Annotated in this window: 22 protein-coding genes; 10 read left to right on the top strand and 12 right to left on the bottom strand. The window is 71.5% G+C overall.

The window, feature by feature from the left end; all coding sequences use genetic code 11:
- The 3 genes from dapA to ACYVJE_RS07045 form a co-directional block, all read right to left on the bottom strand.
- Positions 1-1,111, bottom strand: a 1,111-nt coding sequence (gene dapA / locus ACYVJE_RS07035) for a 4-hydroxy-tetrahydrodipicolinate synthase (protein WP_461143801.1), incomplete at its 3' end; no start/stop codon positions are given.
- A 240-nt stretch (positions 1,112-1,351) separates the two neighbouring features.
- Positions 1,352-2,740: an LLM class flavin-dependent oxidoreductase gene (locus ACYVJE_RS07040; protein WP_461143802.1), complete on the bottom strand. Its 1,389-nt coding sequence runs from the start codon at positions 2,738-2,740 to the stop codon at positions 1,352-1,354.
- Between the two features lie 384 nt (positions 2,741-3,124).
- Positions 3,125-3,919, bottom strand: coding sequence for an IclR family transcriptional regulator (locus tag ACYVJE_RS07045; protein WP_461143803.1), 795 nt, complete (start codon positions 3,917-3,919; stop codon positions 3,125-3,127).
- Between the two features lie 596 nt (positions 3,920-4,515).
- Between ACYVJE_RS07045 and ACYVJE_RS07050 the strand changes: the two genes are divergently transcribed.
- Positions 4,516-5,154 carry an MFS transporter gene (locus tag ACYVJE_RS07050; protein ID WP_461144025.1) on the top strand — a complete coding sequence of 213 codons (639 nt, stop codon included), beginning with the start codon at positions 4,516-4,518 and terminating at the stop codon, positions 5,152-5,154.
- A gap of 315 nt (positions 5,155-5,469) precedes the next feature.
- On the opposite strand, the gene ACYVJE_RS07055 is transcribed toward ACYVJE_RS07050, so the two are convergent.
- From ACYVJE_RS07055 to ACYVJE_RS07070, 4 genes are all read right to left on the bottom strand, one after another.
- A complete protein-coding gene (locus ACYVJE_RS07055) occupies positions 5,470-6,255 on the bottom strand; it encodes a 2-keto-4-pentenoate hydratase (RefSeq protein WP_461143804.1) in 786 nt (261 codons plus the stop codon).
- A gap of 1,201 nt (positions 6,256-7,456) precedes the next feature.
- Entirely contained in the window at positions 7,457-8,986 is a 1,530-nt protein-coding gene (locus ACYVJE_RS07060) for an aldehyde dehydrogenase (NADP(+)) (RefSeq protein ID WP_461143805.1), read from the bottom strand.
- A 49-nt stretch (positions 8,987-9,035) separates the two neighbouring features.
- The gene (locus ACYVJE_RS07065; RefSeq protein WP_461143806.1) at positions 9,036-9,536 is read right to left on the bottom strand and encodes a flavin reductase family protein; all 501 of its coding nucleotides are present in this window, start codon (positions 9,534-9,536) and stop codon (positions 9,036-9,038) included.
- Positions 9,537-9,569: 33 nt separating this feature from the next.
- On the bottom strand, positions 9,570-10,871 hold the full coding sequence (locus ACYVJE_RS07070) for a flavin monoamine oxidase family protein (RefSeq protein ID WP_461143807.1): 1,302 nt from the start codon (positions 10,869-10,871) through the stop codon (positions 9,570-9,572).
- 432 nt (positions 10,872-11,303) lie between these two features.
- On the opposite strand from ACYVJE_RS07070, the gene ribA reads away from it, so the two are divergent.
- Positions 11,304-12,518, top strand: a complete 1,215-nt coding sequence (ribA, locus tag ACYVJE_RS07075; RefSeq protein ID WP_461143808.1) for a GTP cyclohydrolase II — start codon at positions 11,304-11,306, stop codon at positions 12,516-12,518.
- Positions 12,519-12,632: 114 nt separating this feature from the next.
- On the opposite strand, the gene ACYVJE_RS07080 is transcribed toward ribA, so the two are convergent.
- A complete protein-coding gene (locus ACYVJE_RS07080) occupies positions 12,633-13,484 on the bottom strand; it encodes a fumarylacetoacetate hydrolase family protein (protein ID WP_461143809.1) in 852 nt (283 codons plus the stop codon).
- Positions 13,485-13,675: 191 nt separating this feature from the next.
- Positions 13,676-14,560 carry a GAF and ANTAR domain-containing protein gene (locus ACYVJE_RS07085; RefSeq protein WP_461143810.1) on the bottom strand — a complete coding sequence of 295 codons (885 nt, stop codon included), beginning with the start codon at positions 14,558-14,560 and terminating at the stop codon, positions 13,676-13,678.
- A 482-nt stretch (positions 14,561-15,042) separates the two neighbouring features.
- Here ACYVJE_RS07085 and ACYVJE_RS07090 point away from each other — a divergent pair, with 482 nt between their 5' ends.
- The 3 genes from ACYVJE_RS07090 to ACYVJE_RS07100 all read left to right on the top strand — a co-directional run bounded on the left by ACYVJE_RS07090 (position 15,043) and on the right by ACYVJE_RS07100 (position 16,759).
- Positions 15,043-15,246: a DUF2795 domain-containing protein gene (locus ACYVJE_RS07090; RefSeq protein WP_459156190.1), complete on the top strand. Its 204-nt coding sequence runs from the start codon at positions 15,043-15,045 to the stop codon at positions 15,244-15,246.
- A gap of 104 nt (positions 15,247-15,350) precedes the next feature.
- On the top strand, positions 15,351-16,385 hold the full coding sequence (locus ACYVJE_RS07095; RefSeq protein ID WP_461143811.1) for a baeRF2 domain-containing protein: 1,035 nt from the start codon (positions 15,351-15,353) through the stop codon (positions 16,383-16,385).
- Positions 16,386-16,432: 47 nt separating this feature from the next.
- Positions 16,433-16,759 carry a DUF2795 domain-containing protein gene (locus ACYVJE_RS07100; protein WP_459156188.1) on the top strand — a complete coding sequence of 109 codons (327 nt, stop codon included), beginning with the start codon at positions 16,433-16,435 and terminating at the stop codon, positions 16,757-16,759.
- A 137-nt stretch (positions 16,760-16,896) separates the two neighbouring features.
- Here ACYVJE_RS07100 and ACYVJE_RS07105 read toward each other — a convergent pair whose 3' ends face one another.
- Positions 16,897-18,039 carry a hypothetical protein gene (locus ACYVJE_RS07105; RefSeq protein WP_461143812.1) on the bottom strand — a complete coding sequence of 381 codons (1,143 nt, stop codon included), beginning with the start codon at positions 18,037-18,039 and terminating at the stop codon, positions 16,897-16,899.
- Between the two features lie 199 nt (positions 18,040-18,238).
- Here ACYVJE_RS07105 and ACYVJE_RS07110 point away from each other — a divergent pair, with 199 nt between their 5' ends.
- The 3 genes from ACYVJE_RS07110 (at position 18,239) to ACYVJE_RS07120 (ending at position 21,381) form a co-directional block, all read left to right on the top strand.
- A complete protein-coding gene (locus ACYVJE_RS07110) occupies positions 18,239-18,721 on the top strand; it encodes a Dps family protein (RefSeq protein ID WP_461143813.1) in 483 nt (160 codons plus the stop codon).
- Positions 18,722-18,925: 204 nt separating this feature from the next.
- A complete protein-coding gene (locus ACYVJE_RS07115) occupies positions 18,926-19,114 on the top strand; it encodes a hypothetical protein (RefSeq protein WP_461143814.1) in 189 nt (62 codons plus the stop codon).
- A gap of 314 nt (positions 19,115-19,428) precedes the next feature.
- Positions 19,429-21,381 carry an FAD-dependent monooxygenase gene (locus ACYVJE_RS07120; protein WP_461143815.1) on the top strand — a complete coding sequence of 651 codons (1,953 nt, stop codon included), beginning with the start codon at positions 19,429-19,431 and terminating at the stop codon, positions 21,379-21,381.
- Positions 21,382-21,400: 19 nt separating this feature from the next.
- On the opposite strand, the gene ACYVJE_RS07125 is transcribed toward ACYVJE_RS07120, so the two are convergent.
- Positions 21,401-22,432 (bottom strand): bile acid:sodium symporter family protein, encoded by a 1,032-nt coding sequence (locus tag ACYVJE_RS07125; protein ID WP_461143816.1) that lies wholly within the window; start codon positions 22,430-22,432, stop codon positions 21,401-21,403.
- A gap of 102 nt (positions 22,433-22,534) precedes the next feature.
- Here ACYVJE_RS07125 and ACYVJE_RS07130 point away from each other — a divergent pair, with 102 nt between their 5' ends.
- Together ACYVJE_RS07130 and ACYVJE_RS07135 are read left to right on the top strand one after the other, a co-directional pair.
- On the top strand, positions 22,535-23,386 hold the full coding sequence (locus ACYVJE_RS07130; protein WP_459156182.1) for a LysR family transcriptional regulator: 852 nt from the start codon (positions 22,535-22,537) through the stop codon (positions 23,384-23,386).
- 188 nt (positions 23,387-23,574) lie between these two features.
- Positions 23,575-24,468 (top strand): TIGR03620 family F420-dependent LLM class oxidoreductase, encoded by an 894-nt coding sequence (locus ACYVJE_RS07135; protein WP_461143817.1) that lies wholly within the window; start codon positions 23,575-23,577, stop codon positions 24,466-24,468.
- Positions 24,469-24,575: 107 nt separating this feature from the next.
- Here ACYVJE_RS07135 and ACYVJE_RS07140 read toward each other — a convergent pair whose 3' ends face one another.
- Complete coding sequence (locus tag ACYVJE_RS07140) at positions 24,576-25,664, bottom strand: sulfite oxidase (protein WP_461143818.1); 1,089 nt, start codon at positions 25,662-25,664, stop codon at positions 24,576-24,578.
- Positions 25,665-25,719 lie beyond the last annotated feature (55 nt).

Consider the following 25,719-nt stretch of genomic DNA (forward strand, 5'->3'; position numbering starts at 1 on the left):
CGGCCACCGCCCGATCCACATCAGCGGCCGTGCCCGCAGGCACACCGCACAACACCTCCTCCGAACACGGATCAACCACCTCGATCACGCGGTCCGACGAAGCCTCCACGAACTCCCCGTCCACGAAGTGCTGGGCCGGTGGGAAGCTCGTCGTGGTGCGCCAGGGGGGCACGTCGCCGGCGCGGCGAACCGCGGCCGCCGTGCTCCCCACCGAGGTGCGCGGGGAGTGCGGCTTCAGCGCGGACACCTGAGCAGAGACCTTCTCCGCCGCGGCGGAGTCGAGCTCGAGCAGCGGCTGCCGGGGCCTGCCGCTGGGCAGTCCGAGCGCGTTCAGCGCCGTCTTGATGGCCGGGATGAACGGTACGGACATCAGCACATCCAGCAACGGGGAAATCCGCGACCACTCGGCGCGGGCGCGGTCGACCTCACCGTCGCGCAGCGCCTTGTGGACGGTGGACAGCTCGGCCGGGAGCACGTTCGCGCTGCCCGCCACGACACCGGCGGCGCCCTCGGTGAGCGCGGACAGCGTGAGCGTGTCCCACCCGCCGAAGGTGGAGACGACGTCGCCGCAGTGGTGGATCAACTGCCGGAGCTGGGAGAGGTCGGCACCGGTGTCCTTGATGTAGCGGATGTTGGCGACTTCCCGGCCGAGCTTGCCGACCAGCTCGGGCGTGAGGTTGACGCCCGTGGCGTCCGGCAGGTTGTAGAGCATGATCGGCAGGTCGACGCTCTCGGCCACCGTGCGCAGGTAATGCAGCGTCTCGTCGTGGGTGAGCGGTTCGTAGTACGGGGCGACGAGCATCAGCACCGAGGCGCCGGAATCCTGCGCGTGCCGCGACAGTTCGATCGCTTCGGTCGTGCTCACCGCACCGGTCTGCGCGACGACCGGCACGCGCCCGGCCGCCTGCTCGACCACGGTCTCCACGACCAGGCGCCGTTCCGCGCCGCTCATCGCGGCGAACTCGGCGGTGGAACCGCAGGCGACGACACCGTCGACGCCGCCGTCGATGCTGTGGTCGACCAGGCGGCGCAGGGCGTGCGCATCGACCTGCCCGTCCGGTGCGAACGGAGTGGGAAGGGCGGTGAGAATACCGCTCAACTGTGCTGACATGCGGGAATCCTCGCTCCTCGTTTCTTCTGGCAGCGCTGTGCCGTGACCGGCAACTGCGAGCACCTGCGCGGCGGGTGGAATGATCGGAGGTCGGGAACGCGGTTCGACGGCGGGTCCTCGCCCGAAGGTGCGGGAACGCGTGAACCGGCTACTGGGGGACGGGTGGCCGCGGGGTGCGGCACCCGTCCTCGAACGCGGTGGATCGTGCGAGCACCGGGCCGTGCCCGCACGCCGCCCGCATCAGCCGTGCGCGGAGGCGGTCTCGCGGATGGAGAACCGGTGTCCCGGGTGGTCCTCCTGCAACCGCGCGGTTCCGGGGCCGTACAGCTTCTCGCGCATCGTCGAGCCCTCGTAGTCGGACCACACGACGCCGCGCTTCTGCAGCTCGGGCACGACGAGCTCGGCGAAGTCGGCGATGTCCTGGTACTTCACGGCATGTCCGAGGTTGAACCCGTCGATGCCCGTTTCGTCCATCCACCGGATCAGCTCGTCTGCGACGGTGGTGGGGGAGCCCACGATCGTCGGCCCGCTGCCGCCGATTCCCAGGAAGTCCGCGATGTCGCGCGGAGTCCACTGCTTGTCCGGGTCCATCTTGGCGAAGAGGTCGATCATGGTCTGCCCGGCGTCGGTCTTGACGTGCTCGAGGGGGACGTCCGGGTCGAACTGGGCCATGTCGAGGGCCGTCCAGCCGCTGTAGCGGGCCATCGCCCCGACGTAACTGACGAGTTCGCGGTAGGACTCGTACTTGGCGCGGGCGAGTTCGTCGGTGGGCGCGCACACCACGTTGAGCATCTGCAGGACCTTCAGGTTCTGCGGCTCGCGCCCGTGCTCCGCGGCGAGCTCGCGCAGCGAGTCGACCTGCCGCTTGAGCGCGGGCGTGGACACGGCGTTGACGAACACCGCTTCGGCGCTCGACGCCGCGAGCGCCCGGCCCCGGGGGGATCCGCCTGCCTGGAAGATCACGGGGGTCCGCTGGGGGGAGGGCTCCCAGAGGGCGAAGCCGGGCACGTCGAAGTACCGCCCGTGGTGCTCGATGTCGTGGACCCGCGAGGGGTCGACGTACATGCCGCGGTCCGCGTCGCGGACGACCGCGTCGTCCTCCCACGAGGACTCCCACAGCTTGTAGCAGACCTCGAGGTACTCGGCGGCCATGTCGTAGCGCTCGTCGTGGGGGACCAGGTTTCCGCTCGCGAAGTTGCGCGCCGCGCTCTGGGCGTAGGAGGTCACCAGGTTCCAGCCCACCCGTCCGTTCGTGAGGTGGTCGAGCGAGGTGAACTTGCGGGCCAGGGCGTACGGGGTCTCGTAGGTGGTCGAGCCGGTCACGCCGAACCCGAGGTTCCGCGTCACGCCCGCCATCGCCGAGATCACCAGGGTCGGATCCAGGGAGGGGATCTGCGCGGCGTCGGAGAGGGCGGCGTTCGCGTTCCCCTCGTAGACGTCGTGGTACCCGTGCGAGTCGGCGAAGAAGATCCCGTCGAACCGGGCCTCTTCGAGCATCTTGGCGTACTCGGTCCAGAACGTGAGGTCCTTGTAGCGGTGGCCCTGGTCGTGCTCGTGCCGCCACATCCCCGCGGAGAGGTGCGCTGGACCTTGGAACTCGAAGGCGAACAGCCGCATCCGTCGTGTCATGACACCATCCGTTCAATATACGAACGTAATGTTCATTTGATGGAGGTCAATGTATGACGGGCACGTGCCCTCGTCAAGAGCGCTCGGAGCCGGCGCGACCTGCCGGCGGGGGCGCGACCCGCCGCGGGGGCGCGACAGGTCGCGCGGAGGCGGGGAGCGGAGTCGCGGGGGCGCCTCCCGGCCCGGTGGGGACGGACCGCGAGCCGGGGAGTGCGGAGCTGCGCGACGGGGAACTGCGAGTGCGGGGCTCGCTGGTCGACGCGCGTCGGTGCTCGACGGGGCGGGTGCCGCCCGCGAACGGCAGCGGAGGGGCTCACCGCGAGGCGTGGTGGTGCACCGGAACCCGGGGAGGGGAGTCCGGCGAGGCGCGGACCGGCGGCGAGCTCAGCCGGACGCGGTGTCGCGCCAGAACAGGTCGATCAAGCGGTCGACGATGCTCTGCATCTGGTGCAGGGCATCGGGGATGTGGGCGCGGCCGAACCGGTTCCGCGGACCGTTGAGGGTCAGGATGGCGACGAGCGTTCCCGCCGAGTCCCTGATCGGGCGGGAGAGCGAGAGCAGCTCGTACTCGAGCTCGTTGTCGATGATGGCGAAGCCCTGCTCCCGCACCTGCTCGAGCTCTTTGAGCAGGGTGGCCCGGTCGGTGATGGTGTGCGGGGTGAAGGCGTCGAGCTCCTCGGGCAGCATCCGCTGCAGCTTGTCGGCGGGTTGCTCCGCGAGCAGCACCTTGCCCGTGGAGCTGGCGTGCATCGGGTAGCGCTGGCCGACCATGTTGCGGGAGAGGACGCCGACCACGTGCGAGCCGGCGGCTTCGGCGATCAGGTCGAGACCGTCCTGCGCGTTCGGCACGGAGAGGGTCACCGACTCGTTGAACGCGTCGGCCAGTTCCTGCAGCAGGGGCTGGGCGTGGGCGACCAGCCCCGCGTAGGGGTCCGCGTGGCGCCCGAGCCGGGCGAGCTCCCAGCCGAGGACGTAGTTGGTGTCGAGCCGGTCCACCAGACCGCCCTGCTCGAGGCTGTGGAGCAGGCGGAACGCGGTCGGCCTGGTCAGTCCCGCCTCCTTCGCGAGGGTGGTGACCGTGGCCCCCGTGCGCGGTTGTGCAGCCAGTTCGCGGAGCAAGCGGACGGCTTTGGTCACCGACTTGTTGGTCATCTCCGCCTGCTCGGGCGCCTCGCCCACTACCGCCTCCTCGAACGCGTCGATGTCCTGGACCGCTCGGGCCAGGGCACACGTTCAGTATAACGTCCGCGTTCACTTAATGGACGCGGGTCGAGTGCATCGCTGCCCTGGTGGCGGCTCGGCAGCGCTCCCGGGGCGTCGGGCCGCGCGTAGCGCGGACGTGAGCTCGGGCGGACGCGGGGAAGCAGGATGCGCAACGTGCACAGCACCGGGGCGCGCTCGGGTCCGCCCGCGCGGGGCAGGCGACGGCCGGACCGGTGGGTGGGCGACGCCGCAGCCGGCCGCCGAGCGCTCAGCAGCTGTTGCTCGGCGACCGGGGGCCGTGCGGCCGCGTCCGCGTTCGCGGCCCGAGGGGGTCGTCGCAGGAGGTCGGAGCCCGGTGAACGGTATCGGGAGGATCGGGTCGCGCTCCTTCGCGAAAAACACATCCGCATCATGAACACTGCGTTTGCCGAATCTGGCTCCCGCCGAACGGCATCGCCTGTTAATGCGGCGCTCTCGAGATGAATTCTTGACGATCCCGAACGGCTCTGCGGCAGCTATCGGTCATCGCGTTCACATTATGAACTTTCGGTGATCCCGGGCATAGGTGCCCGCTGGATCTTCGCCGTTCCGCACCACATCTCGATCCACCTCGCCCGCGGTACTGGCGCGCCACCGCCTTCATCTCGGTGTTCTGGTTCTGCACCGTGACCCCCTACTTCGCGATCGCCACGTTCTCGGCCAGCGTGCTCGAGCAGTACGGGCTCGGCGAGGACGGCCTGGTCGGTGCGATCGGCGTCAACGGCGTGGCATTCGCCGGCGTGGTCGTGTCCACTCTGCTCATCGAGCGCATCGGACGTCGCAAGCTCACCATCCCCCAGCAGTGGGTCTGCGCCGTCGTCCTCGTGGTCATCGGAGTTTGGGCGTCCGCACCGCCGCTGCTCATCCTGACCTGCTTCCTGGTCTTCGCCTTCGCCAACGCCATGTGCACCGCTCTGACCGGCGTCTACCCCGGTGAGGTGCTGCCGACCGAGATCCGGGGCATCGGAACGGGTTTCGCCACGGCCGTCAGTCGCGTCGGCGCCGGTGTCGGTACGTTCCTGTTCCCCTGGGCCATGCAGGACCTCGGCGGAGGGGTGACGATGGTCATCGCCGCGGGGGTTTGCGTCCTCGGCGCCGTCGTCTCCCAAGCCCTGGCTCCCGAGATGACGGGACGCACGTTGAACGACGCCTCCGCCGCGGGCGAGCGATGACGGGAACCGCACCGGTCCTCCGCCGAGCTGGTCCCGGGTGGTCATCCAGGTGATGTGCGGCGTCCTGGCAGCACTTCGCCCGTGCGACCGGGACGGCGGAGCGGGACGACGCCCTCTCCGGCCGCTCGGGGGAGACGACATGGGCGGAGTTGCGGCGACGGCGTGTTGAGTCGCACCCGCGCGGAGAAGCTCCTCGCGGGACACCGCGTTCGATCCAGGGATTTCACGTGGCCGCGCGCTCGTCGTCGGCGAGTGCGAGTCGGGCCGCGCGGCGGAATCGGTGAGCGGGAAGGGTCCGGAACCGAGACCGCGTGCTCACACGAACACGTCGAATTCCACCGTTCCCCAGTTCTCGAAGCTTCCCGACCAGCGTCCGGATTGGTTCATCGGAACCGCTTCCAGGCAGCTTCCGGGAAGGACGACCTCACCGGGGGAGAATCCGATGTCGTAGGTGGCGAGCCTGTTGCACAGCCACGCCGTGGCGGCGAGGGGGTTGCCCAGAATGTTCTTGGTGTTCCCCGCCATCACGCGACGACCGTTGAATTCCAGCGCGCCGCGCGTGCCGCCCAGGTCGACCTCGGAAATGCGCCGCGGGGATCCGCCGAAGATGACCGCTCCCGTCGAACCGTTGTCGGCGAGGGTGTCCGGGAGGTCGATGGCCCAGTCCTGGACGCGGGAGTCGATGATCTCGATCGCTGGAACGGTGTACTCGATCGCGCCGATGACGTCGGCGACTGTGGTGTTGGGACCGCGGAGGTGGCGGCCGAGGATGAAAGCCGGCTCCAGCTCGACGAACGGAGCGATGAAGCGGGCCCGGTCCACCGGGGTGCCTTCGTGCGCGAGCGTCGTGGCGAGCAGGAAGCCGTAGTCGGGCTGGTCCAGGCCGAACGCGTCCTGCATGACCTTCGCGATGTTCCCCAGCTTGTAGCCGACGAGGCGGTCGCCGCCGGCGAGGGCCGCTTCGACGTTGATCCGCTGGATCTCGAACGCGCTGTCCGGGTCGAGACCGGGCCACGTCTTCGTCGGCGCGGTGACCGGCGCGCGCTCGGCCCGCGCGGTGCGCAGCGTCGTGGCGATGTCGCGGAGTTCGGAGGGCTGCATCGGGTCGTCCCCTTCCGGGCTGAGTTCAGGGCGGAGTGAACAGGGGTGTCGGGGGTTCCGCGGCCCGGGAGGAGTTCGGACCGCGGCACCGGGGAGCGCGCGGTTCTCGCGGGAGGCCCGCGCGCTCGATCCGCGTCGCGGTGCGGACGTGGAGCTCGGGGAGGCGAGTCGGGTGCGCGGTGCGCGTTCCACGACCCGTCGCTGAGGAGGTGGGTCTCGTGCTGGCTGAGACCGCTTCAGCCGCGGACCAGCGGTGCGTCGCGCGCGCCGGCCGCGCTCCCCGGCAGGAGCGCGCTGTGTCGTGCGCGCTGCGGCGGATGCCCCGTGGGCAGTTGACTCCGCAGGGGCGCGACCGGCGTTCCGGAGGACGTCCGGTCGTGGTCGGTGCGCGCGAGGGCCCGGCTGGTCATCCGGCCAGCACCGCCGCACGTCCGGCTCGCCGCCGGGGTGGTCGGGCGCGGGGGAGTTCTGCCCTGCTGGTTCGCGCGGTGCGCCGGGCGGCTCGACTGCGGAGCGCTGCCCGGTCCGCTACCGGCGGGGGTCTGCTGGGGCTCGGTACCAGCTCGTCGAGCTGCTCGTGCGGGGCCGAGCGGGGCGAGCCGGACCCGGTGCTCCCCGAACTGCTCGTCGTCGTGGGGAGGCGGGAGGTTTCGTCGTGCGCGCTGGTTTCGCTGCAGCCCGCCGAGATGCGGGCCGGAGCCGAGGGCGCGACGGCGGGCGGGCGCATGCGGTGAGACGGCATTGTCTCCCCCATTTGTCGATCGAACATTTTGTTCGACATGCGAACGTAACTGTGGAGGTGGTGGAGCGGCCCGCCAGCACGAGGCGCTGGTGCGCCGAGCGGTGGGACGTGGGCGCGCGGGGCGGCGCGGTGTTGCCGGCCCCGGGCGCATCGGTGCTGCGCCCGTTGTTCGGGCGATCGCCGGGCGGATCACCGCGGAGGCACCGGCGACCCGCCCGCCTGAGGGCGGTACCCGTGATCGGGACGCGCTCGTGCCGGCCGAAGTCCCTGTCCGGCCGGCACGAGCGAGGAGCGGCTGTTCACGCGCTCCGGGCGCCAGCGCCCCCGCCGTCGCGCGCGAGGGCCACGACCGTCGACGAGCGGCCGCGTCACTGCGGACGCCGGCGGTCGTTCCCAGCGGTGCACCGATCCCGGGTACCGGGGTGGGACCGCCTCGGCACACGGCAGGTGCCGCGGGTTTCACCGCTGCGGCGAGTCCCAGCGGCGCGAAACCCCCGCCTCGTTGACCGTCCTGGGCAGACCGAGCGGGTTCGCCTCGCGGAGAGCGGGCGGCAGCAGGGAGTCCGGCGTGTTCTGGTAGCTCACCGGGCGCAGGAACCGGTCGATGGCCGCCGTCCCCACCGAGGTGTGCGAAACCGCGGTGGTGGCGGGGTACGGACCGCCGTGCTGCTGGGCCGGGGTCACCGACACCCCGGTCGGCCACTCGTTGAACACGACCCGACCGGAGTGCGCTGCTGCCAGTTCCACGATCCCGGAGAGCCGTTCCCGCTCGGCGTCACCGGGTTGGGCCGCGGTGTGCGCGGTGACGGTCAGGCTCCCGGCCACGGCGGCGAGGAGCTCCTGCACGTCCTCCGCGGAGTCGTACTCGGCCACCACGGCGGAGGGGCCGAAGGTCTCCTCCAGGAGGGCGGAGCTGTGCTCGTTCAGGTTCTTCACCGAGCCGGCGTGGAACAACGTCGGCGCGAAGGCGGGGACGCCGGACGGGTCCGCGGACTCGCTCCCGTCGGCGAGCACCTCGACCCCCGGGGTCTTCGCGATCTCGTCGACCCGCTCGCGGTAGCGCTGGGCGATCCCGGAGGTGAGCAGCCTGGCGGCGGGGGCTCGCCCGAGCAGTTCGGCCAGACGTGCCGGCAGTTCCGTGCCCCGCGGCAGCAGGAGCACTCCCGGCTTGGTGCAGAACTGCCCCGCCCCGAGGGTGAAGGACCCCACGAACCCCTCGGCGATCTGCTCGCCGCGCTCGCGCTCCGCCTCGGTGGTGACCACCGCTGGGTTGATGCTGCCGAGCTCGCCGAAGAACGGGATCGGGTGCTCGCGGGAGGCGGCGATGTCGAACAGCGCCCGGCCGCCGGCCACCGAGCCGGTGAACGCGCCCGCGGTCACGCGCTGGTCCTGCAGCGCCCGCACACCCGCCTGCCGGCCGGTGATCACCTCGAAGGTCCCCTCCGGGGCGCCGTTCGCGGTCAGGGCCGAGCGCACGATCTCCGCCGTTCGCTGCGAGGTGCGCGGATGCCCGGGGTGGGCCTTCAGCACCACGGGGCAGCCGGCCGCGAGCGCGGAGGCGGTGTCCCCGCCGGCGACCGAGAACGCGAACGGGAAGTTGCTCGCCGCGTACACGAGCACCGGGCCGAGGGGAGCCAACCAGCGGCGGAGGTCGGGGCGGGGACCGAGGATGAAGTCGGGGTCGTGCCGATCGATGACGATCCGCAGGTAGGACCCGTCGCGCAGCACGTCCGCGAACATGCGCAGCTGGACCGTGGTGCGCTTCAGCTCACCGGTGAGCCTGCCTTCGCCGAGCCCGGTCTCCCGCACGGCCTCGGGGACCAGGGTCGCCGCCTCGGCGTCCAGCGCGTCCGCGACGGCCGAGAGCGCGTACGCGCGCTGGTGCGGGGTCTGCTTCCCCCAGACAGCCCCCGCTGCCGCGGCGGCGTCCAAGCACCGGTCGAGCTGCTCCTGCGTTTCTTCGGGTTCGGTCTGGTCGATCGTGGTCATCCGGGTGCGCTCTCAGTTCCTCGCGTCGCGTCGGGTGTGCTGCTGGGGATCAGATGTCGCGGTACCCGCCGAGGCGGCCGCGGTGGAAGACCAGGGGCTCGCCCTCGCCCTCGTCCATGGCGGAGACGTGCGCGATCACGATGAGATGATCGCCGCCGTCCAGCTCCTGCTCGACGGTGCAGTCGATCCAGGCGTGCGCCCCCGAGATCCGCGGAGCGCCGTCCGCGGATTCGTGCCAGTCCACCGCGGCGAACTTGTCGTCGCGCTTGCTGGACAGCGCCCGGCACACGTCGTTCTGCTCGCTGGCGAGGACGCTGGCGCTGAACCGCGCTGCCGGGCGGATCTTCGGCCAGCTGCTGGAGCTCCGGTCGACGCTGAAGCTGACCAGGGGCGGGTCCAGCGACAGGGATTGGAAGGTCCCGACCACGAGTCCGGCCGGGCCTCCGGTGGGTACCTCGCGCCCGGCCACGACGACGACGCCGGTGGGCAGGTGTCCCATCACGTTCCGGTAGTGGTGCTGGTCGATGGTTGTCGAAGGCGAGATGGTCACGGTCGGATCCCTCCCACTCTCGGGTTGGTTCGGTCAGCGCTGCGGGTCGAGCTGCGCGGTGAGTTCGCCGGCGACGTGCAGGCCGCTCTCGATGGCCCCGTCGATGAAGCCGCCCCACACGTTGGCGTAGTCGCTCCCCGCGAAGTGCAGTGCGCCCTCGGGGCGCTGCTGCGCCCGGAAGTACCGGGTGAGCTGGTGCGGTCGCTGGATCAGCCACGTCTCCCGGGAGTACTGGTCGGCCATCCAGTCGTGTCCGGTGACCTCGAGGACCTCCAGGTCGTCGCGCCACACGCGCAGCGCCTCCTGGACGGCACCGCGGTCGTGGGGGGAGATCTTCCCGGCATCGGCGCCGAACGAGACGAGGACGGCGTCCTCGTCCCCGACGAACTCGGTGCGCACGACCGACAGCGGGTGGCTCGCGGACGAGTAGGCGAAGAACGGCTTGATCGGACCGCGCACGCGGATCCACACCTTGACCCCCCGCGAGGCCGTCCCCTCGCGGCTCGCGGCGCGCTTCTCGGCGCACAGCGCGGGCGAGACGTCCAGCTCACCGAGGACGTTCTGGGGCAGCGTCACGACGGCGCGCCGCGCGTTGATCGTCTCCCCGGCCGCGGTGGTCACAACAGCGCCGCTCGCGTCGTGCTCGATCCTGCGCACCTCGGTGGAGGTTCGGATGTCGGCGCTGGTCTCCGATGCGATCGCCTCGACCAGCGAGCGGGTGCCGGAAGCGAGGCGGAACACCGCGGAGGCCTCGTGCATCAGGTGCCAGGAACCGGCGGTGGCGGCGGTCCAGCGCAGGGCGCTGGCGAACGCGGCCTCGTCGGGGGAGGCGTTGAGGTGCCCCACCCACGCGGCCTCGTTGGCGTTGTACTCCTCCACCGGCAGGTCGAGCTCGTCGAGCTTGTCCCGCACGGTGGCGCCGTCGGCCGACGGGAGTCCCTCTTCCGATGTCGGCCTGTCGGGCCGGGGGACCCATCGCATCGTGCCGGCCAGGAGTCGGCGCATGCCCGGATCGATGAGCTCCATGAAGCCGTCGAGCGTTCCGGTGCGGACCTCGTCGCCGGCCAGCCAGTAGGCTTCTTCGGGGCGCGGACCCCGGGTCACCTCGAGGCCGTAGCGGGTGATCTCGGCCCAGACGTGCGGTTGCACCCAGTGCAGCCACGTGCCGCCGAGCTCCAGGTCCCGGCCGAGCCGGTGGTCCGTCCACACGCGCCCGCCCAGCCTGTCCCGGGCTTCGAGCACGACGACGCGCAGTCGACGCCGGCTGAGCTCGCGAGCGGTGATCAGGCCGGCGATCCCGCCGCCCACCACGACGACATCAGCTTCCTCGGTCACGGGCACTCCCTGGTACTCGGCGTTCGCGGGTGGTTCTCCGGGCAAGGCATCGTTGGCACTACATCATTGGACGCTTTGTTCATTATTTGAACATAACTGCCGATATTGTGGTCCGCGCTACCCCGCTCGTCAAGACCTCGCGGGAACGGAAAATCCGGGGCGTGCACGGCGGGGACTGGTGACGGGCACTTGACGCCCAGTGGAGCGATGTCTATCGTATCTGAATACAGTGTTCTAAATATGAACACTTTGTGGGCGCTCTGCGAGCGCTCTACGGGTGCTCTTGGTGGGCACGATTGATGAACACTCCCGTGGGTGCTCACCGTGCGGCCGCCGCCTCCTCGTGGCGCTGCGGACGAGGCGTCGGCGGGAACCAGCCACGCGCGGTGGAGGGCAGTCACCCGGAACCGATCTACGTCGCAGGAGAAGCCGATGTCGTCGACCCGTGTCGCGGAAGCTGTCGCTGCGCTCGCAGCCGGAGGGAAGGTCCTGGTCGTGGACGACGAGGACCGGGAGAACGAGGGCGACCTGATCATGGGCGCCGAGCACGCGAGCACTGACGACGTCGCCTTCTTCCTCGAGTACACCTCGGGTTTCCTCTGCGTCGCGCTCGACGAGCAGCGCGCCGAGGCGCTCGACCTCGACCTGATGGTCGCGGCCAACACCGAGAGCCAGGGCACGGCCTTCCTCGTCAGCGTCGACTACCGGCACGGGACGTCCACGGGGATCAGCGCCGGGGACCGGGCTGCGACCACCCGCGCACTGGCCGATCCGCTGCTCGAACCGGCGGACTTGGCGCGCCCCGGCCACGTCATGCCGCTGCGGGCCAGGGCGGGAGGGGTGCGGGAACGCACCGGGCACACCGAAGCGGGGGTGGACCTGTGCCGCCTGGCCGGGCTGAACGGCCCCGCTCTCCTGTGCGAGATCGTGACCCCCGACCGGCGGCAGATGATGCGCCGGCCTGGTCTCGACGACTTCGCCGCGCAGCACGGCATCCCGATGGTCTCCATCGCCGAGCTGGTCCGGTGGGTGCGCGACGACGGCACCGGCGTCCGGCGGACCGGCCAGGCCGCGATCCCCACCGACCTCGGCGTCTTCCGGGCCGTCACCTACTGCTCCGAGGCCGAGGGCGTCGAACACCTCGCCCTGGCGATGGGGGACGTCGAGGGCGCCCGGGACGTGCCCGTCCGCTTGCACAGCGAGTGCCTCACCGGTGACCTCCTCGGCTCGCTGCGCTGCGACTGCGGCTCGCAGCTGCGGATGGCGATGGAATCGATCGCCGCCGAGGGGCGGGGCGTCGTCGTCTACATGCGGGGGCACGAAGGACGGGGGATCGGCTTGGGGCACAAGCTGCAGGCCTACGAGCTCCAGCAGCACCACGCGTTGGACACCCTCGAGGCGAACCGGGCGCTGGGCCTGCCGATCGACGGCCGCGATTACCTCCCGGCCGCTCGCATCCTCGCCGAGCTCGGCGTCTCCTCGGTGCGGCTGATGACGAACAACCCGGACAAGTGCCACGCGCTCGCGGAGTGCGGGATCGCGATCAGCGAACGGCAGTCCCTCGAGGCCGTGCCGAACGAGCACAACGCCACCTACTTGGCGGCGAAGCGGGATCGCATGGGGCATCTCCTCCAGCAGCTCGCGTGAGCGCGGACTCGTCGTCCTCGGCACCGCCGGCGCGGGACCGGGCACACCGCGGACAGCTTCGCCGCCGGGTGCGCGCCGCTCCCACCCGCGCCCGGCGGCGAAGCCGAGTTCGGTTCAGCGCTCGGCGATCATGTGGTGGTGCATCTCGCCGATGCCGCGCACGTAGCTGGTGAGTTCGTCGCCGGGTGCGAGGAATTGTTGGGGGCTGCGCCCGAGTCCGACGCCGGCGGGGGTGCCGGTGAAGAGGACGTCGCCGGGCAGCAGCGGGGTGACGCGGGAGAGGCGGGCGATGAGTTCGGGCACGGGGAAGACGAGGTCGGAGGTCCTGCCCTTCTGCCGCTGCTCGCCGTTGACCAGGCAGCCCAGCTCCAGGTCGTCGGGATCGTCCAGTTCGTCGGGGGTGACCAGTACCGGGCCGACCGGGCCGAAGCCGGGGTGGGACTTGCCCAGGCTGAACTGCGGGGCCGAGCCGGCCAGTTGCCGGTCGCGTTCGGAGAGGTCCTGGCCCGCGGTCAGGCCGGCCACGTGCTCCCACCCGGTCTCGGCGGTGACGCGGTGCGCGTGGCGGCCGATGACCACGACCAGTTCGACTTCCCAGTCCACGCGTCCCGGGGGCAGGGCGATCGCGCCGCGGGGCCCGGTCAGCGAGGTGGGGTACTTGGTGAACACCACCGGTTCGTCGGGCACGGCCTGGGCGGATTCGGCGGCGTGGTCGGTGTAGTTCAGTCCGATGGCGAAGATCTGCCGGGGGGCCGGGACCGGGTTGTCGAACGCGTGGGCGGGTGCTTCGACGACCGCCGAGTCGGCGGGGTCGAGGTCGGCGGCGAGTTCCCGCAGTTCGTCCCAGTGCTGGTAGGCGGCCTGCACGTCGGCGGGGAAGTGTCCGCCGCTGGCGCGGGCGATGTCCACGACTCGTCCGGTGTCTTCCACCAGGCTCGGACGCCCGGCGACGTTCGCGAAACGCACGGAGACCCCTCGTTCGTTGCGTCCGGCCGGTGCCGGCTGACCACACGTGTGTACAAGAGGGAGCGCGTTTCGATCAATGCGAACTCGGAAGTTGGTCCGACAAGCGCAAACCGGTGGCGTGCGACTGCGGTGAACGGCGGTGTGCGGACGGAGCCGGCGCGTTGGGGAGGGGCCGGCGGGCCCGCCCCGCGTCACTGCGGAGGGGTCTCCACCGCCGGGTCGCCTCCGACCGCTCGGTCGACGACCTTCCGAGCTACGTCGCGGAGCTTGATGTTGTTGTCCTGACTGGTGCGGCGCAGCAGCGAGAACGCCTCCCGCGCGTCGCAGCCGCGTTGGGCCATGATGATCCCCTTGGCCTGGTCGACCACTTCCCGCGAGGTCAGGGCCTGCTGCAGTTGCTCCTCCATGCGCTGCTTGTCCGCGTGGCGCAGGAGGCACCACAGTCCTGTGGCCGCGAGGTTCGCGACGAGCGTGCCCAGCACGTGGTGTTCGGGGAAGGCGCGGGGGCGGGAGGAGTACAGCGTGATGGCGCCGAGCGGCTTGTCACCCGCCAGCATGGGCAGGGTCAGCGATGAGCCGATGCCCGCCTCGCGGGCGTGGCGCGGGTACTCGCCCCAACGCCGCTCGGTGGCCGTGGAGCTGACCAGCACCGGGTGGTGTTCGCGCATCGCCTCGAGGATGGGGCCGTCTTCGGCCGCGTACTGGGTGTTCTCCAGCTTCGCGTGCGGGGAGCGGTCGGGCAGGATCGACACGAGCGCGTCATCGCGGATCACCGTGACCCCGCACGACTCCACGGTCTCGTCGGCTCGCACCGCCAGCAGCGCCGTTTCCCACAGCACTTCGTCGATCTCCGCCGTGCCCAGCAGCAGGTTGGGGAGCCGGCCGATCCCGGCCGCGAGGTCGGGGATCTTCACGGGGACCTCGCCCGCAGCGGCCGGTCCGGTCGCATCGGGCTCCGGCGCCGCGTCCTCGGGAGTGCGCCCGCGTTCCGCCGAGGAGTCCGCTTCGGGCGAACGCCGGCCGGTCGCCTCCGAGGCCGTCCGGGATGCGTCCGGTCGGTTGGCGTCCTCGGGCACTGGTGAGCTCCTCTCCTGGGCAGTCGAGTCGTTGCACGGTGCGTCCGCTGAGCGCGGGCCGCTCCGGTGCGCCGCGCTCGGGTGAGGGCGAAGCGCGTGCTCCGTCCGAGCGCAGAGGGCTCGCCGCGTGGCCGACCGAGCCCCGGTGCTGTTGCGAGCATCGTACGGGGCGGCCGGTTGCTCCTGCGCAGCCCGGTGTCGAGCGGTGGTGCGCGCACCTCTTCCGCGTGGTTCCCGCTGCGGATCGCCGGAGCTGCTCCTGGCTCCGACCCGGGAGTTCTGCCGCGGTACCTGCGCCGGGTGGGAGTTCGTGGTTTGGCGTGCGCGCTCCGCGGGTAGTACTTCCTGCCAGCAGCAGCGCCGTAGCGCGCCTCGCGCAGCGGTTCGCCGCGCGCGAGCGGACTCCGGAGGAGCTGGGGGCGGTGTTGCACCAGTCGTCGAGGGCCCAGTTGTTGAGAGCGATGGGCAGCGAGGAGGTAACTGTGACGGATGCCGACGAACGGCGGGTCCGCAAGGTCCTGCAGGGTCTGGAGTTCCCGGTGAGCAAGGGCTACTTGCTCGAGTACGCCGACACCCGCGAGGCCGATGCGAAGACGATGCGGGCACTGCGGGGGCTCGCGGACCGCGAGTACACCAGTACCGAGGACGTCGAAGCCGCTGTTCCCCAGCGGCCGGAGCAGTCGTGAGCCCGCCGTCCCGGGCGGAGTGATGAGCTCGTGGCGGTGCTGCAGGAGAGCCCCTCGTCCAGCGCCGGCACCCGACGTCGTACCGACGATGAGGAGGAGAACACGTGGACTTGGCGAAGTTGCGCCCGGTGTACGAGAACGAGGGACCGTTTGCCACGGTCTACCTGGAGGGCCGTTCTCCCGGTGAGGACGCCCAGCAGCAGGTGCGGCTGCGGTGGAAGGGGCTGCGGGAAGCCCTGGCCGCTGAGGGCGCGACTGCCGGAGCGCTGGACGCGATCGATGCGGCGCTGAACCGCTCCGAGTCGGGCGAGGAGCACGGCGACGGTCGTGTTCTCGTCTCGGTGGAGGACGGCCTCGTGCTCGACGAGCCGTGGGACGCCGCGCTCGGCACCGGCGATCACGCGCACTGGACGCGTCTGCCGGAGTTGGCCGCCTACGTCCGGGAGGAGGCCCGGTCGGTGCGCATGCTGGTCGCCGTCATCGACCAGGAAGGCGCGCAGATCCGCCAGGAGGTCTGCGCGGCGCAGCACACCGCGCGCGAGCTCGACGTCGAGAGCGTCGAAGGCGGCGCCGCGGAGGGGGTGCACAAGCCGCGGGGCGGAGCGCTGGCGCACAAGCAGATCCAGCGGCGGGCCGACGAGGCGCTCGAGCACAACGTCGGCGACATCGCCGAGCGGCTGAGCACGCTCCGGAACGAGTTCCACCCCCGAGTGCTGGTGCTGGCCGGCGAGGTGCAAGCGCGCAGCGCGCTGCGGGACAAGCTCCCCGAGGAGCTGGCCGATCTCGTCGTCGAAACCGACAGCAGCGGCCGTGACGACAACGCTTCGGAGGAGGCCCTGGCCGAGCAGATGAGGCGCATCGCCGGCGAGCACAGCGCCAGCAGCGCCGAGGAGCGCGCGGAGCAGCTCAACGCCGGGATCGCCCACGGGCGGGCCGTGCACGGCGATGCGGCAGTGGCCCGGGCCGCCGAGATGGGCGCCGTCGACACGCTGCTGTTCGAGCACGGCAGGCCGGCTGCGCGCGAGGACTTCCTGCTGAAGGCGTGCGCCGCAACGGGTTCCAGCGTCGACCTGGCCGCCGAGGGCACCGGCATGACCGACGGTGTCGGGGCACTGCTGCGCTTCCCCGTCGACGGCTGAGCCAGCACGCCGCACCGCGCCGAGACCGATCAGTTGGGAGAGAAGCGATGAGCACTGACCGCGCGAGCCTGGAAGCGGCCCTGTCCGAAGTGGACTTCCCCGCTTCCAAGGAGGACCTGGTTGCGCACGCGCAGAACCACGGCGCTGACGAGGAGACGGTCCGCTCCCTGCGCGCGTTGCCGGTGGCCGAGTACGAGAACCTGACCGAGATCGTCCGCTCCGTCCCGCTGGACATGGCCGAGGAGGAGGGGCAGTCGAGTTCGGACAAGGCTCAGCAGGCGAGCCGGCACCAGCACAGCGGGCTGGCGGAGCACCAGCGGGAGACCCCGGACAACCCGATCGTCGAGGAGCTGGGCGAGAACCGGGGAAGCTGAGCCCGGAGGAGCACACCCGAACGTCCTGTCGTGCTGCGCCGAGGGGGTTGTGCGCACGTGGAGACCCACGCGCACGACTCGTCTCGGCGCAGCCTCTCCGGTGCGGCCGCAGCGCTCCCGGCGCAGCCGCAGCGTCGTCAGGAACTGCTGCCGGAGTTGCTGCTGTGCTGGGCGCGGCGCTGCTGTTCGCGATAGCCGTAGGCGGCCTGGCGCACGGCCCGGTCGGACTCCAGGCTCGACCCCAGAGCGCCGGCGATGACTCCCATGGTGGTGAATCCCCAGGCCAGGTTGATGTAGGTGCTGACGTGCTCCTGGTGCTGCAGGGTTGAGCTCAGCACGGTGCCGGGGACGAGGAAGGCGGCTGCGGCGATGTTGATGAGGAACAACCCCAGGTACAGGCAGGCGACGCCGATCGACAGCGTCAGCGCGGTCGAGGTGTTGTAGAGCCGGCGCAGCGCGGGGGAGTTGGTGCCGCGCCGCCGTTCCCAGAGCCCGTGCGCGGCGATGAGCCAGAACACCAGCAGGATGATGGACAGCACCGCGGCCAGCACTTGCCGCGGTGCGGCGATGTTGTCGGCCAGCTGCCAGATCGTGCTGGAGGACAGGCCGAACGCGCTCGTGGCGATGGCTGCGACCAGCGCGCTCGACAACCCGAAGACCAACCGCCAGGGGCGGTTGGTGCGCACCATGCCGGAGAGCAACCGCAACCATCCGCTCACCCGGTTGGCGGTGTAGAGCAGTCCTCCTTCGGTGCTGCTGTTCGTGCGGTGCACCGGCGCCAGCGCGTTGGTGAGCCAGCTGTGCAGCCGGTGGTTGCTCGGAGCCGCGGTCGCCTGCTCGCCGCCGTGCTGGAACTCCTCGAGCAGCTGGATCAGCATCTGCCGCATCCGGCGGTAGGGCTGCACCCCGCCCAGAGCAGGCAGCGACACGAGAGCCACGCGGCGGGGCGGGTTGACTCCCGCGATGAGGGGGCGTCGGCGCAGCAGCACGGGCAGGTCCGTCAGGCAGATCGCGTAGACCCACTCGCGTTCGGCGCGGTAGCTCTCCAAGTGCTGCAGCAGCGTCTCGCGTTCGGTCAACCCCGCGGTCAGCGGTTCCGCGACGACTTCGATCGTCCAGGCGTGCCCGGTGCTCTCGTCCAGCCAGTCCGTCAGCTGGGCCGCCAGGCGGGCCCCGACCTGCGCGGGCATGTCCGGGTCGGCGACGATGCCGAGGACGAGCGCACCCTCGCCTTCGCGCGCTCGCACGTCCTGGTCGTCAGGCTGGCCGTCTCGGTCCACGGGAGCTCCTGCGGGGTTCGAACAGCAGCGGGCCGTGCCCGGTGATTGTGGCTCATCGCCGGGGCTCGCGCCGGAAGCGCTGTGCCGGGTCACTTCGGGGAGTGCTGCTGATCACACCTCCGTTCGTCATAGAACGGGAGGATCACGGGTATGCGCGGAGCGCAACGGAAAGACCCGATCGTTGGGAGGACGAGCGAGGATGAGCGGCAGCGCCGAGATCACGAGTCCGTTGAACGATGCGGAACGGGACACCGCTCTCCGCGTGCTGCAGAGCACTCTCGTCGACCTGGTGGACCTGCACCTGGTGGGCAAGCAGGCGCACTGGAACGTGGTGGGGGAGAAGTTCCGCGACGTGCACCGGCAGCTCGACGAGCTGGTCACGACAGCCCGCGGGTTCGCCGACGAGGTGGCTGAACGCGCGGTCACCATCGGCGGCTCGCCGGACGGGCGGGCGAGCACCGTCGCGGGGACTTCGGAACTCGCCTCGCTCGAGGCCGGCTGGAAGGGCGACCGCGAGGTCATCGAGGTGGTCGTGACGTCGCTGGCGGGCATGATCAGCCGCCTGCGCGAGCGGATCGACGAAACGGGCAAGGCTGATCCCGTCACGCAGGACCTGCTGATCAGGATCAGCGGGGAGATCGAGAAGTCCCACTGGATGTGGCAGGCCCAGCTCGCCGGATGAGACCGCCCGGAGGCCGGTCGGCTCCGCCGCGAAGGCGGGGCCGGGCGGTCTTCGCCGGAGAGCGCGCCGGCGGCGGTGCCTCCTCCTCGAGGTGCACCGCGCGGAGCGGGCGGGTACTCCTGTGAGCGGGATCGCCAGGTCCGGTGGATCTGCGTGCGGACCAGCGCACAACACCACGAGCGCGTCGGACGGAGGAGAAGCGCGATGGACGAGCAACGCGAGCACGGCGACGTCGTCGAGGCGTGCGACTGGTGCGGTCAGACCGTGGACCGGGACAACGCTCACTACGAGCGGCACTACGACGGGCAGAGCGAGTCGAACGTGGTGCTGACGTTCTGCAGCGAAGAGCACGGGCGGTTGTTCCGCGAGCACAACGGTCGGGGGTCGGGCTAGCAGCACCGCTCGCGGGGAGGTCGCTCGCAGGGCCGCGCCTCTGCCCGCGGGAAGCTCCGGCTCGAGGGGCCGCACCTGCACTGGCTGCATCAAGGCCTCCGCGGCAACGGCGTCCTGTTCGTCGACCTCGCCGGAGGAGTGCGGCCACGTGGGACCTGCGGTCCCGGGAAACATGTTCTGCACAGCAGAACGTTCTGTCCCGCAGGGCGCAATCGCCGCACGATGGGGCGTGCCACCGCGGAGCTCCGCGGTGGGGATCGGCGACCCTCCGCCCCGAGGGCCCGAGGAGTTCGACGCCCGGAGGAGCCAGACCAGTGCAGTTCTACCTCGACGGTTACAAACCCGGGAACCCGTTCGTCGCGGAGCCCCACCCCTCCCTGGACGAGCGTCCCGCCGGTCTGCCGGACACGGCCGATGTCCTGATCATCGGCTGCGGTCCTGCCGGGTTGCTCCTGGCGGCCCAGCTCGCCGAGTTCCCCGAGCTGCGCACCGTGATCGTCGATCGGCGGGACGGGCCGCTCCAGGTCGGCCAGGCCGACGGCGTCGCGTGCCGCACGGTGGAGATGTTCGAGGCGTTCGGCCTGGCCGACCAGCTCATCCACGAGGGCTACCAGGTCAACGAGGTGACCTTCTGGCGGCCGGACCCCGGGGACGGCGCCTCGATCGTCCGCACCGGACGCATCAACGACGTCGAGGACGACCTCTCCGAGATGCCGCACATGATCGTCAACCAAGCGCGGATGCTGTCCTACCTGCGCGACCACATGCACCGCTCCGCCACGCGCGCCGAGCCCTTCTACGGGCTGCACGCCACCGACGTGCGGGTCGACGCCGACACCACCGCCGAGCACCCGGTCGCGGTCACGCTGCAGCACCTCGAGGACTCCGAGCCGACCGGCGGGACCTCGACGGTCCGCGCCCGGTACGTCGTCGGCTGCGACGGCTCCCGCAGCGCCACCCGGCAGGCCATCGGCCGCCGCCTCGAAGGCGACGCGGCGAACCAGTCGTGGGGCGTCATGGACGTCCTCGCCGTCACCGACTTCCCCGACGTCCGGCTCAAGTCCGCCATCAACTCCGAGCAGGGCAGCATTCTGATCATCCCGCGGGAGGGCGGTTACCTGGTCCGGCTCTACATCGAGCTCGACAACGACCGCGACGCCGAGATGCTCCGCGAGCGCAGCGCGACCCCGGAGAAGCTCACCGCGGTCGCCAACCGCATCCTGCACCCCTACAGCATCGACGTGAAGCACGTCGGCTGGTGGGCGGTCTACGAGGTCGGCCAGCGCCTGTGCGAGCGCTTCGACGACGTCGACGAGGGCGACACCCGCCTGCCGCGGGTCTTCATCGCCGGCGACGCCTGCCACACGCACAGCGCGAAGGCCGGGCAGGGGATGAACGTCTCGATGGCCGACGCCTGGAACCTCGGGTGGAAGCTCGGCACCGTGCTCCGCGGGACCTCGCGGCCCGAGGTGCTGCGCACCTACTCCGCTGAGCGGCAGGAGGTCGCCCGGCAGCTCATCGACTTCGACCGGGAGTTCGCGGCGCTGTTCAGCGAGCGGCCGGACGGCGAGGACGCCGACCCCGCCCGGTTCCAGCGCTACTTCCGCGAGCAGGGGCGGTTCACCGCCGGTGTCGCGGTCCGCTACGAGCCCTCCGCGCTCACCGCGGCACCGACCCACCAGCACCTGGCGGAGGGCCTGCCGGTCGGGATGCGGTTCCACTCCGCGCCGGTCGTCCGGCTGGCCGACGCCAAACCGATGCACCTCGGCCACGCCGCCCGGGCGGACGGTGCCTGGCGCCTCTACGCGTTCGCCGACCGGCCCCACCCCGGCGCCCCCTGTTCCCGGCTGCGGGAACTGGCCGGTTTCCTGGCCTCGGCGGACTCGCCGATCGCCCGGTTCACCCCCGCAGGCGCCGATCCCGACTCGGTGCTCGACCTCCGGGCGGTGCTCCAGCAGGGGCACCGCGAGCTCACCGTCGAGGACCTGCCGCCGGTCCTCCTGCCCCGCAAGGGGCCGTTCGGGCTCGTGGACTACGAGAAGGTCTTCTGCCCCGACCCGGCCAGCGACGTCTTCGATCGGCGCGGCTTGGACCGGGAGCGCGGAGCCCTCGTGGTCGTCCGGCCGGACCAGTACGTCGCGAACGTGCTCCCGCTCGACGCCCGCGCGGAGCTCGTCGACTTCCTCCGCGGAGCGCTGGTCGAGGTCGCAGCGCCCACGACCGCGCCCGGCGGAGGAGCTCGTCCGTCCCGTTCGGACTCGCGGTAGCCCCGCGCCCGCCGCCGAACTACCCCTCGCGGTCCCGCGGGACCGCGGAGCGCGTGAGATCGGGTGCCGCCTCCTCCGGGGCCGCGGCCCTGCGGGCCTGGCCGCGCGCGTACACCGCCGAGACGATCAGCTGCAGCAGGTGGTAGAGCATGACGGGGACGATGACGGCCCCGACCTGCGGCCCGGGGAACAGCGCCCCGGCGATCGGGAGGCCGGTGGCGAGGCTCTTCAACGACCCGCACAGCACGATCGTGCTGCGATCCGTCCGCGGCAGCCGGAGCAGGCGCGTCCCGCCGTGCAGGAGCGCCATCACCGAGGCGAGCAGCACCGCGCCGAGCAGCGCCAGCGACGCCACCTGCGCCGCCCCGACCTCGGACCACGTCCCCGCGGTCACGCTGCTGCTGAACGCCACGTACACGATCAGCAGGATCGAGCCGCGTTCGTAGTGGCTGAGCGCCCGGCGGTTGTTCTCCACGCGCTCACCGATCCACCGCCGCGCGAGCTGCCCCGCGGCGAACGGCACGATCAGCTGGGTGAGCAGGGACGCGACCGATGCCGCGGAGAAGGAGGAACCGGTGGACAGCAGCACCGCGACGAGGACCGGGGTGGTGACGACCCCGAGGACCGTCGACATCGACGCCGAGCAGATCGCCGCCGGCACGTTCCCCCGCGCGGTCGCGGTGAGCGCGACCGAGGACTGCACCGTGGACGGAAGCGTGCACAGGAAGAGGAAACCGACCGCGAGCTGACCGGGCAGCAGGTGCGAGACCACCGGTGCCGACACCAGCCCGAGGACCGGGAACAGGGCGAACGTGCTCGCCAGGATCACCACGTGCAACCGCCAGTGGCGCGCTCCCGCGAGCACGGCGCGCCGCGACAGCCGCGCGCCGTACAGGAAGAACAGCAGCGGCACGGCGAGGTCCGCGAACCACGCCGCGATCGCGGCCGCGGATCCCCGCGCGGGCAGCACCGCGGCCGCGAGCACGGTCGCGAGCAGCGCGACCACGAACCCGTCCGGACGCCATCCCCGCAGCGATACGAGCTGACGCATGATCCTCCTCCGCTGACTGCGCCGAGTCTGCGCTGCGCACGCGGCGGGAGGAACCGCGGAGCACGCACTGACTGCTATCGCGGAACGCGATAACCTCGGTGCGTGTTCGACCCCGTTCTGCTCCGGACGTTCCTCGTCGTCGAGGAGGTGCGCAGCTTCACGCAGGCGGGCGCGCGGCTGGGAGTGCGGCAGTCGACGGTGAGCCAGCAGATCCGCAAGCTCGAGCAGACCGCCGGACGCGTGCTCTTCGACAGGGACACCCACGCCGTCGACCTCACCTCCGACGGCGAGGCGCTGGTCGGGTTGGCCAAGAACATCCTCGACGCGAACGAGCGGGCCTGGAACTACTTCGCCGAGTCCGATCTGCGCGGCCGCCTGCGCCTCGGGATCTCCGAGGACTTCGCGCTGACGCGGCTGCACGAGGTGCTCGCCGACTTCCGCCGCGGGCACCCCCTGGTCGACCTGGAACTCACGGTGGGGCTCAGCGGCACCCTCGACGAGCGCCTCCAGCACGACCAGCTGGACCTGGTGCTGGCCAAACGCCGCCCCGGGCAGCGCCGCGGCCGCCTGCTGTGGCGCGAGCAGCTGGTGTGGATCGCCGCCCCGGGCGTCGTCCCGAACCCGGGCGAACCCGTCCCGCTCATCCTGTACCCGCCGCCGAGCATCACCCGCGAGTACGCGACCGAAACCCTGGAACGGCACGGGTCGCCCTGGCGGGCCTCCTGCACCTGCACCGGGCTCAGCGGGCTGCGCGCGGCCGCGCTGGCCGGCCTCGGCATCGCGGTGCACGCCCGCAGCCTCATCCCCGGCGGGCTGGTCGAGGTTCCCCGCACGGCCGGACTGCCCTCCCCGGGGGAGGTGGAGGTCGTCCTGCTCGCGCGGGAGGAGGCGGGTGACGCCACGGTCGAGGCGCTGAGCGCGGCGATCCTCGACAACGGGGACCGCTTGCGCTGACGGTGCCCGAGCGGTCGGCGCGGGGCGGCGCCTCGGGCGCGCCGGAGCACGCCGCGCCGCCGCGGTGCGGTTGCCGAGGACCCGCCCGCCCACGAGCGGGACGATCCAGCGGCACGGCGAGGCACTTCCGGACAGTCGTGCCGGGTTGAAAGCGCGGAGCTCCGGCGGTGACCGGTAGTCTCCGCGGCATGGCCGACATCGACTTCCGCTCCCGCATCGGCGTCTGGTGGACCAGCGACAGCTGGTCGATCAACGACGTGCTCACCCGCGCCCGCGAGATCGAGCAGCTCGGTTACGCCTCCCTGTTCTACGGCGAAGCCGGTGGCAAGGAGAGCTTCACCCAGGCCGCCGCCCTGCTGGGCGGCACCGAGCGGCTGGTGGTCGGGACCGGCATCGCCAACATCCACGCCCGCAGCGCCCCGGCCGCCGAATCCGGCGCCCGCACCCTCGCAGCGCTGCACCCGGGACGTTTCGTGCTCGGGCTGGGCGTCAGCCACGCCCCGCTGGTGGAGCGCAGCTACGCCGGCACCTACGACAAGCCCCTGAGCACCATGCGGGAGTACCTGCGGACCATGGACGCGGTCCCCGAGCAGGTCGAGCCGGGCGCGCAGCGCCTGGCCCGGCTGCTGGCCGCGCTGGGGCCGAAGATGATCGAGCTGTCCGGTACCGCCGCCGACGGGGCGCACCCGTACCTGGTGACCCCGGAGCAGACCGCGCGCACCCGCGAGCAGCTCGGACCGGATGAGTGGGTGGTCAGCGAGCAGGCCGTCGCGCTCACCGCGGACCGGGAGACCGGTCTGCGGCGCGCGCACCAGCACCTGCACATGTACTCGCAGCTGCCGAACTACCGGAAGTCCTGGTTGCGGCAGGGATTCGACGAGTCCGACGTGGTCGTCGGCGGCTCGACCCGGCTGGCCGAGCACATGGCCGCGATCGGTGGCACCGAGGCGGTCGCGGCGCACGTGAAGCGGCACTTGGACGCCGGCGCCGACCACGTGGTGGTCCAGGTGCTCGGTGACGATCCCGCCGCCGACCCGATGCCCGCGCTGCGCGAGCTCGCCCCGGCCCTCGGGCTGGGCTGAGCACGCCCGCCCCTGCGGCCCTCCCCGACCCGGTGGCCCGTCCGCCCCGCAGCGCGGACGGGCCACCCGCATCCCTCCCGGCACGTCCGCGCCGTTCGGGACGTCGGTCACGCGGTCGCGACGGTGAGCCCGATGCGGTCCCAGGCGGTGTTGAAGTAGCCCTTGGGGTTCCAGAGCGAGGACTCGTGCTCCGGTTGCACGGTTCCCGCGGTGTCCCAGGCCCGCGCGGTGATCTCCACCTCGCCGGGTGCCAGGTCGAGGGTGACGTGCCAGTGGCACCACGACCACGGGCTGGACGGGGAGTCGAGCTCGGCCCGGTGCCAGTTCCGGCCGCCGTCGGCGGAGACGTCCACGCGGGCGATCCCGCGGCCGTCACCGGCCACTGCATACCCCTTGACGGTGGTGGGACCGGCGGTGACTGCGGCCCCGTCCTCGGGGGTCAGAACGGCCGAGTTGACGGCGAGCGGTCCCAGGGCCAGCCCCTCACCGGGCGGGGCGGTGTCGGGATCGACACCTGGCGGCAACAACCGGTACGCGGTGGCCTGGAAGAAGTTCTCCGAAGGGCGTTCCCGAACGGTGATGCGGTCGACCCACTTGACGCTCCGGGCGCCGATGTAGCCGGGGACGACGACGCGGACCGGTGCTCCGTGGACAGCGGAGAGGGGCTGCCCGTTCATCTCCCAGGCCAGCAGCACTTCCTCGCCGGTGGCCTTGGAGAGCGGGACGGAAGCGCCGAAGCGCTGCGGTGGCACGGCCTCGGGGGCGACGTCGGGGGCCTCGAACGCGACGTGGCCGGCTTCGCCGGAGAAACCGGCGGCGCGCAGCACATCGGCCAGGCGCGCACCGGTCCAGGTCGCGTTGGAGGTCGCGCCCCGCCCCCAGGGGTGCCCGGGGATGTCACCGATCTTCATCAGGCCGGAGCGCCGGTTGCCGGCGCACTGCAAGGTGGCCACCACCTGGTGGTGGGTGAAATCGCGTTGCAGCTCCCGCAGCGACAGCTCCAAGGGCCTCTCCACGAGCCCGTCGACCGCGAGCCGCCACGAGTTCGGATCCGGCTCGGGCACCGGGCCGTGGTTGCGCACGTAGAATTCCCCGGCGCTGGTCAGCGGCGACTGCGCCAGCACGGCCTGCGAGGGCTCCGCGTTGAACGGTTCCTGCTGGTGCACGGTCACGTCGCTGCTCTTGTCCCACGACATCGCTGTTCCTCCGGTCATCATGGCCTTTCTCGTCGAGGGATTCGCACGTTCTTGG

This window comes from Salinifilum aidingensis (genome assembly GCF_054782015.1).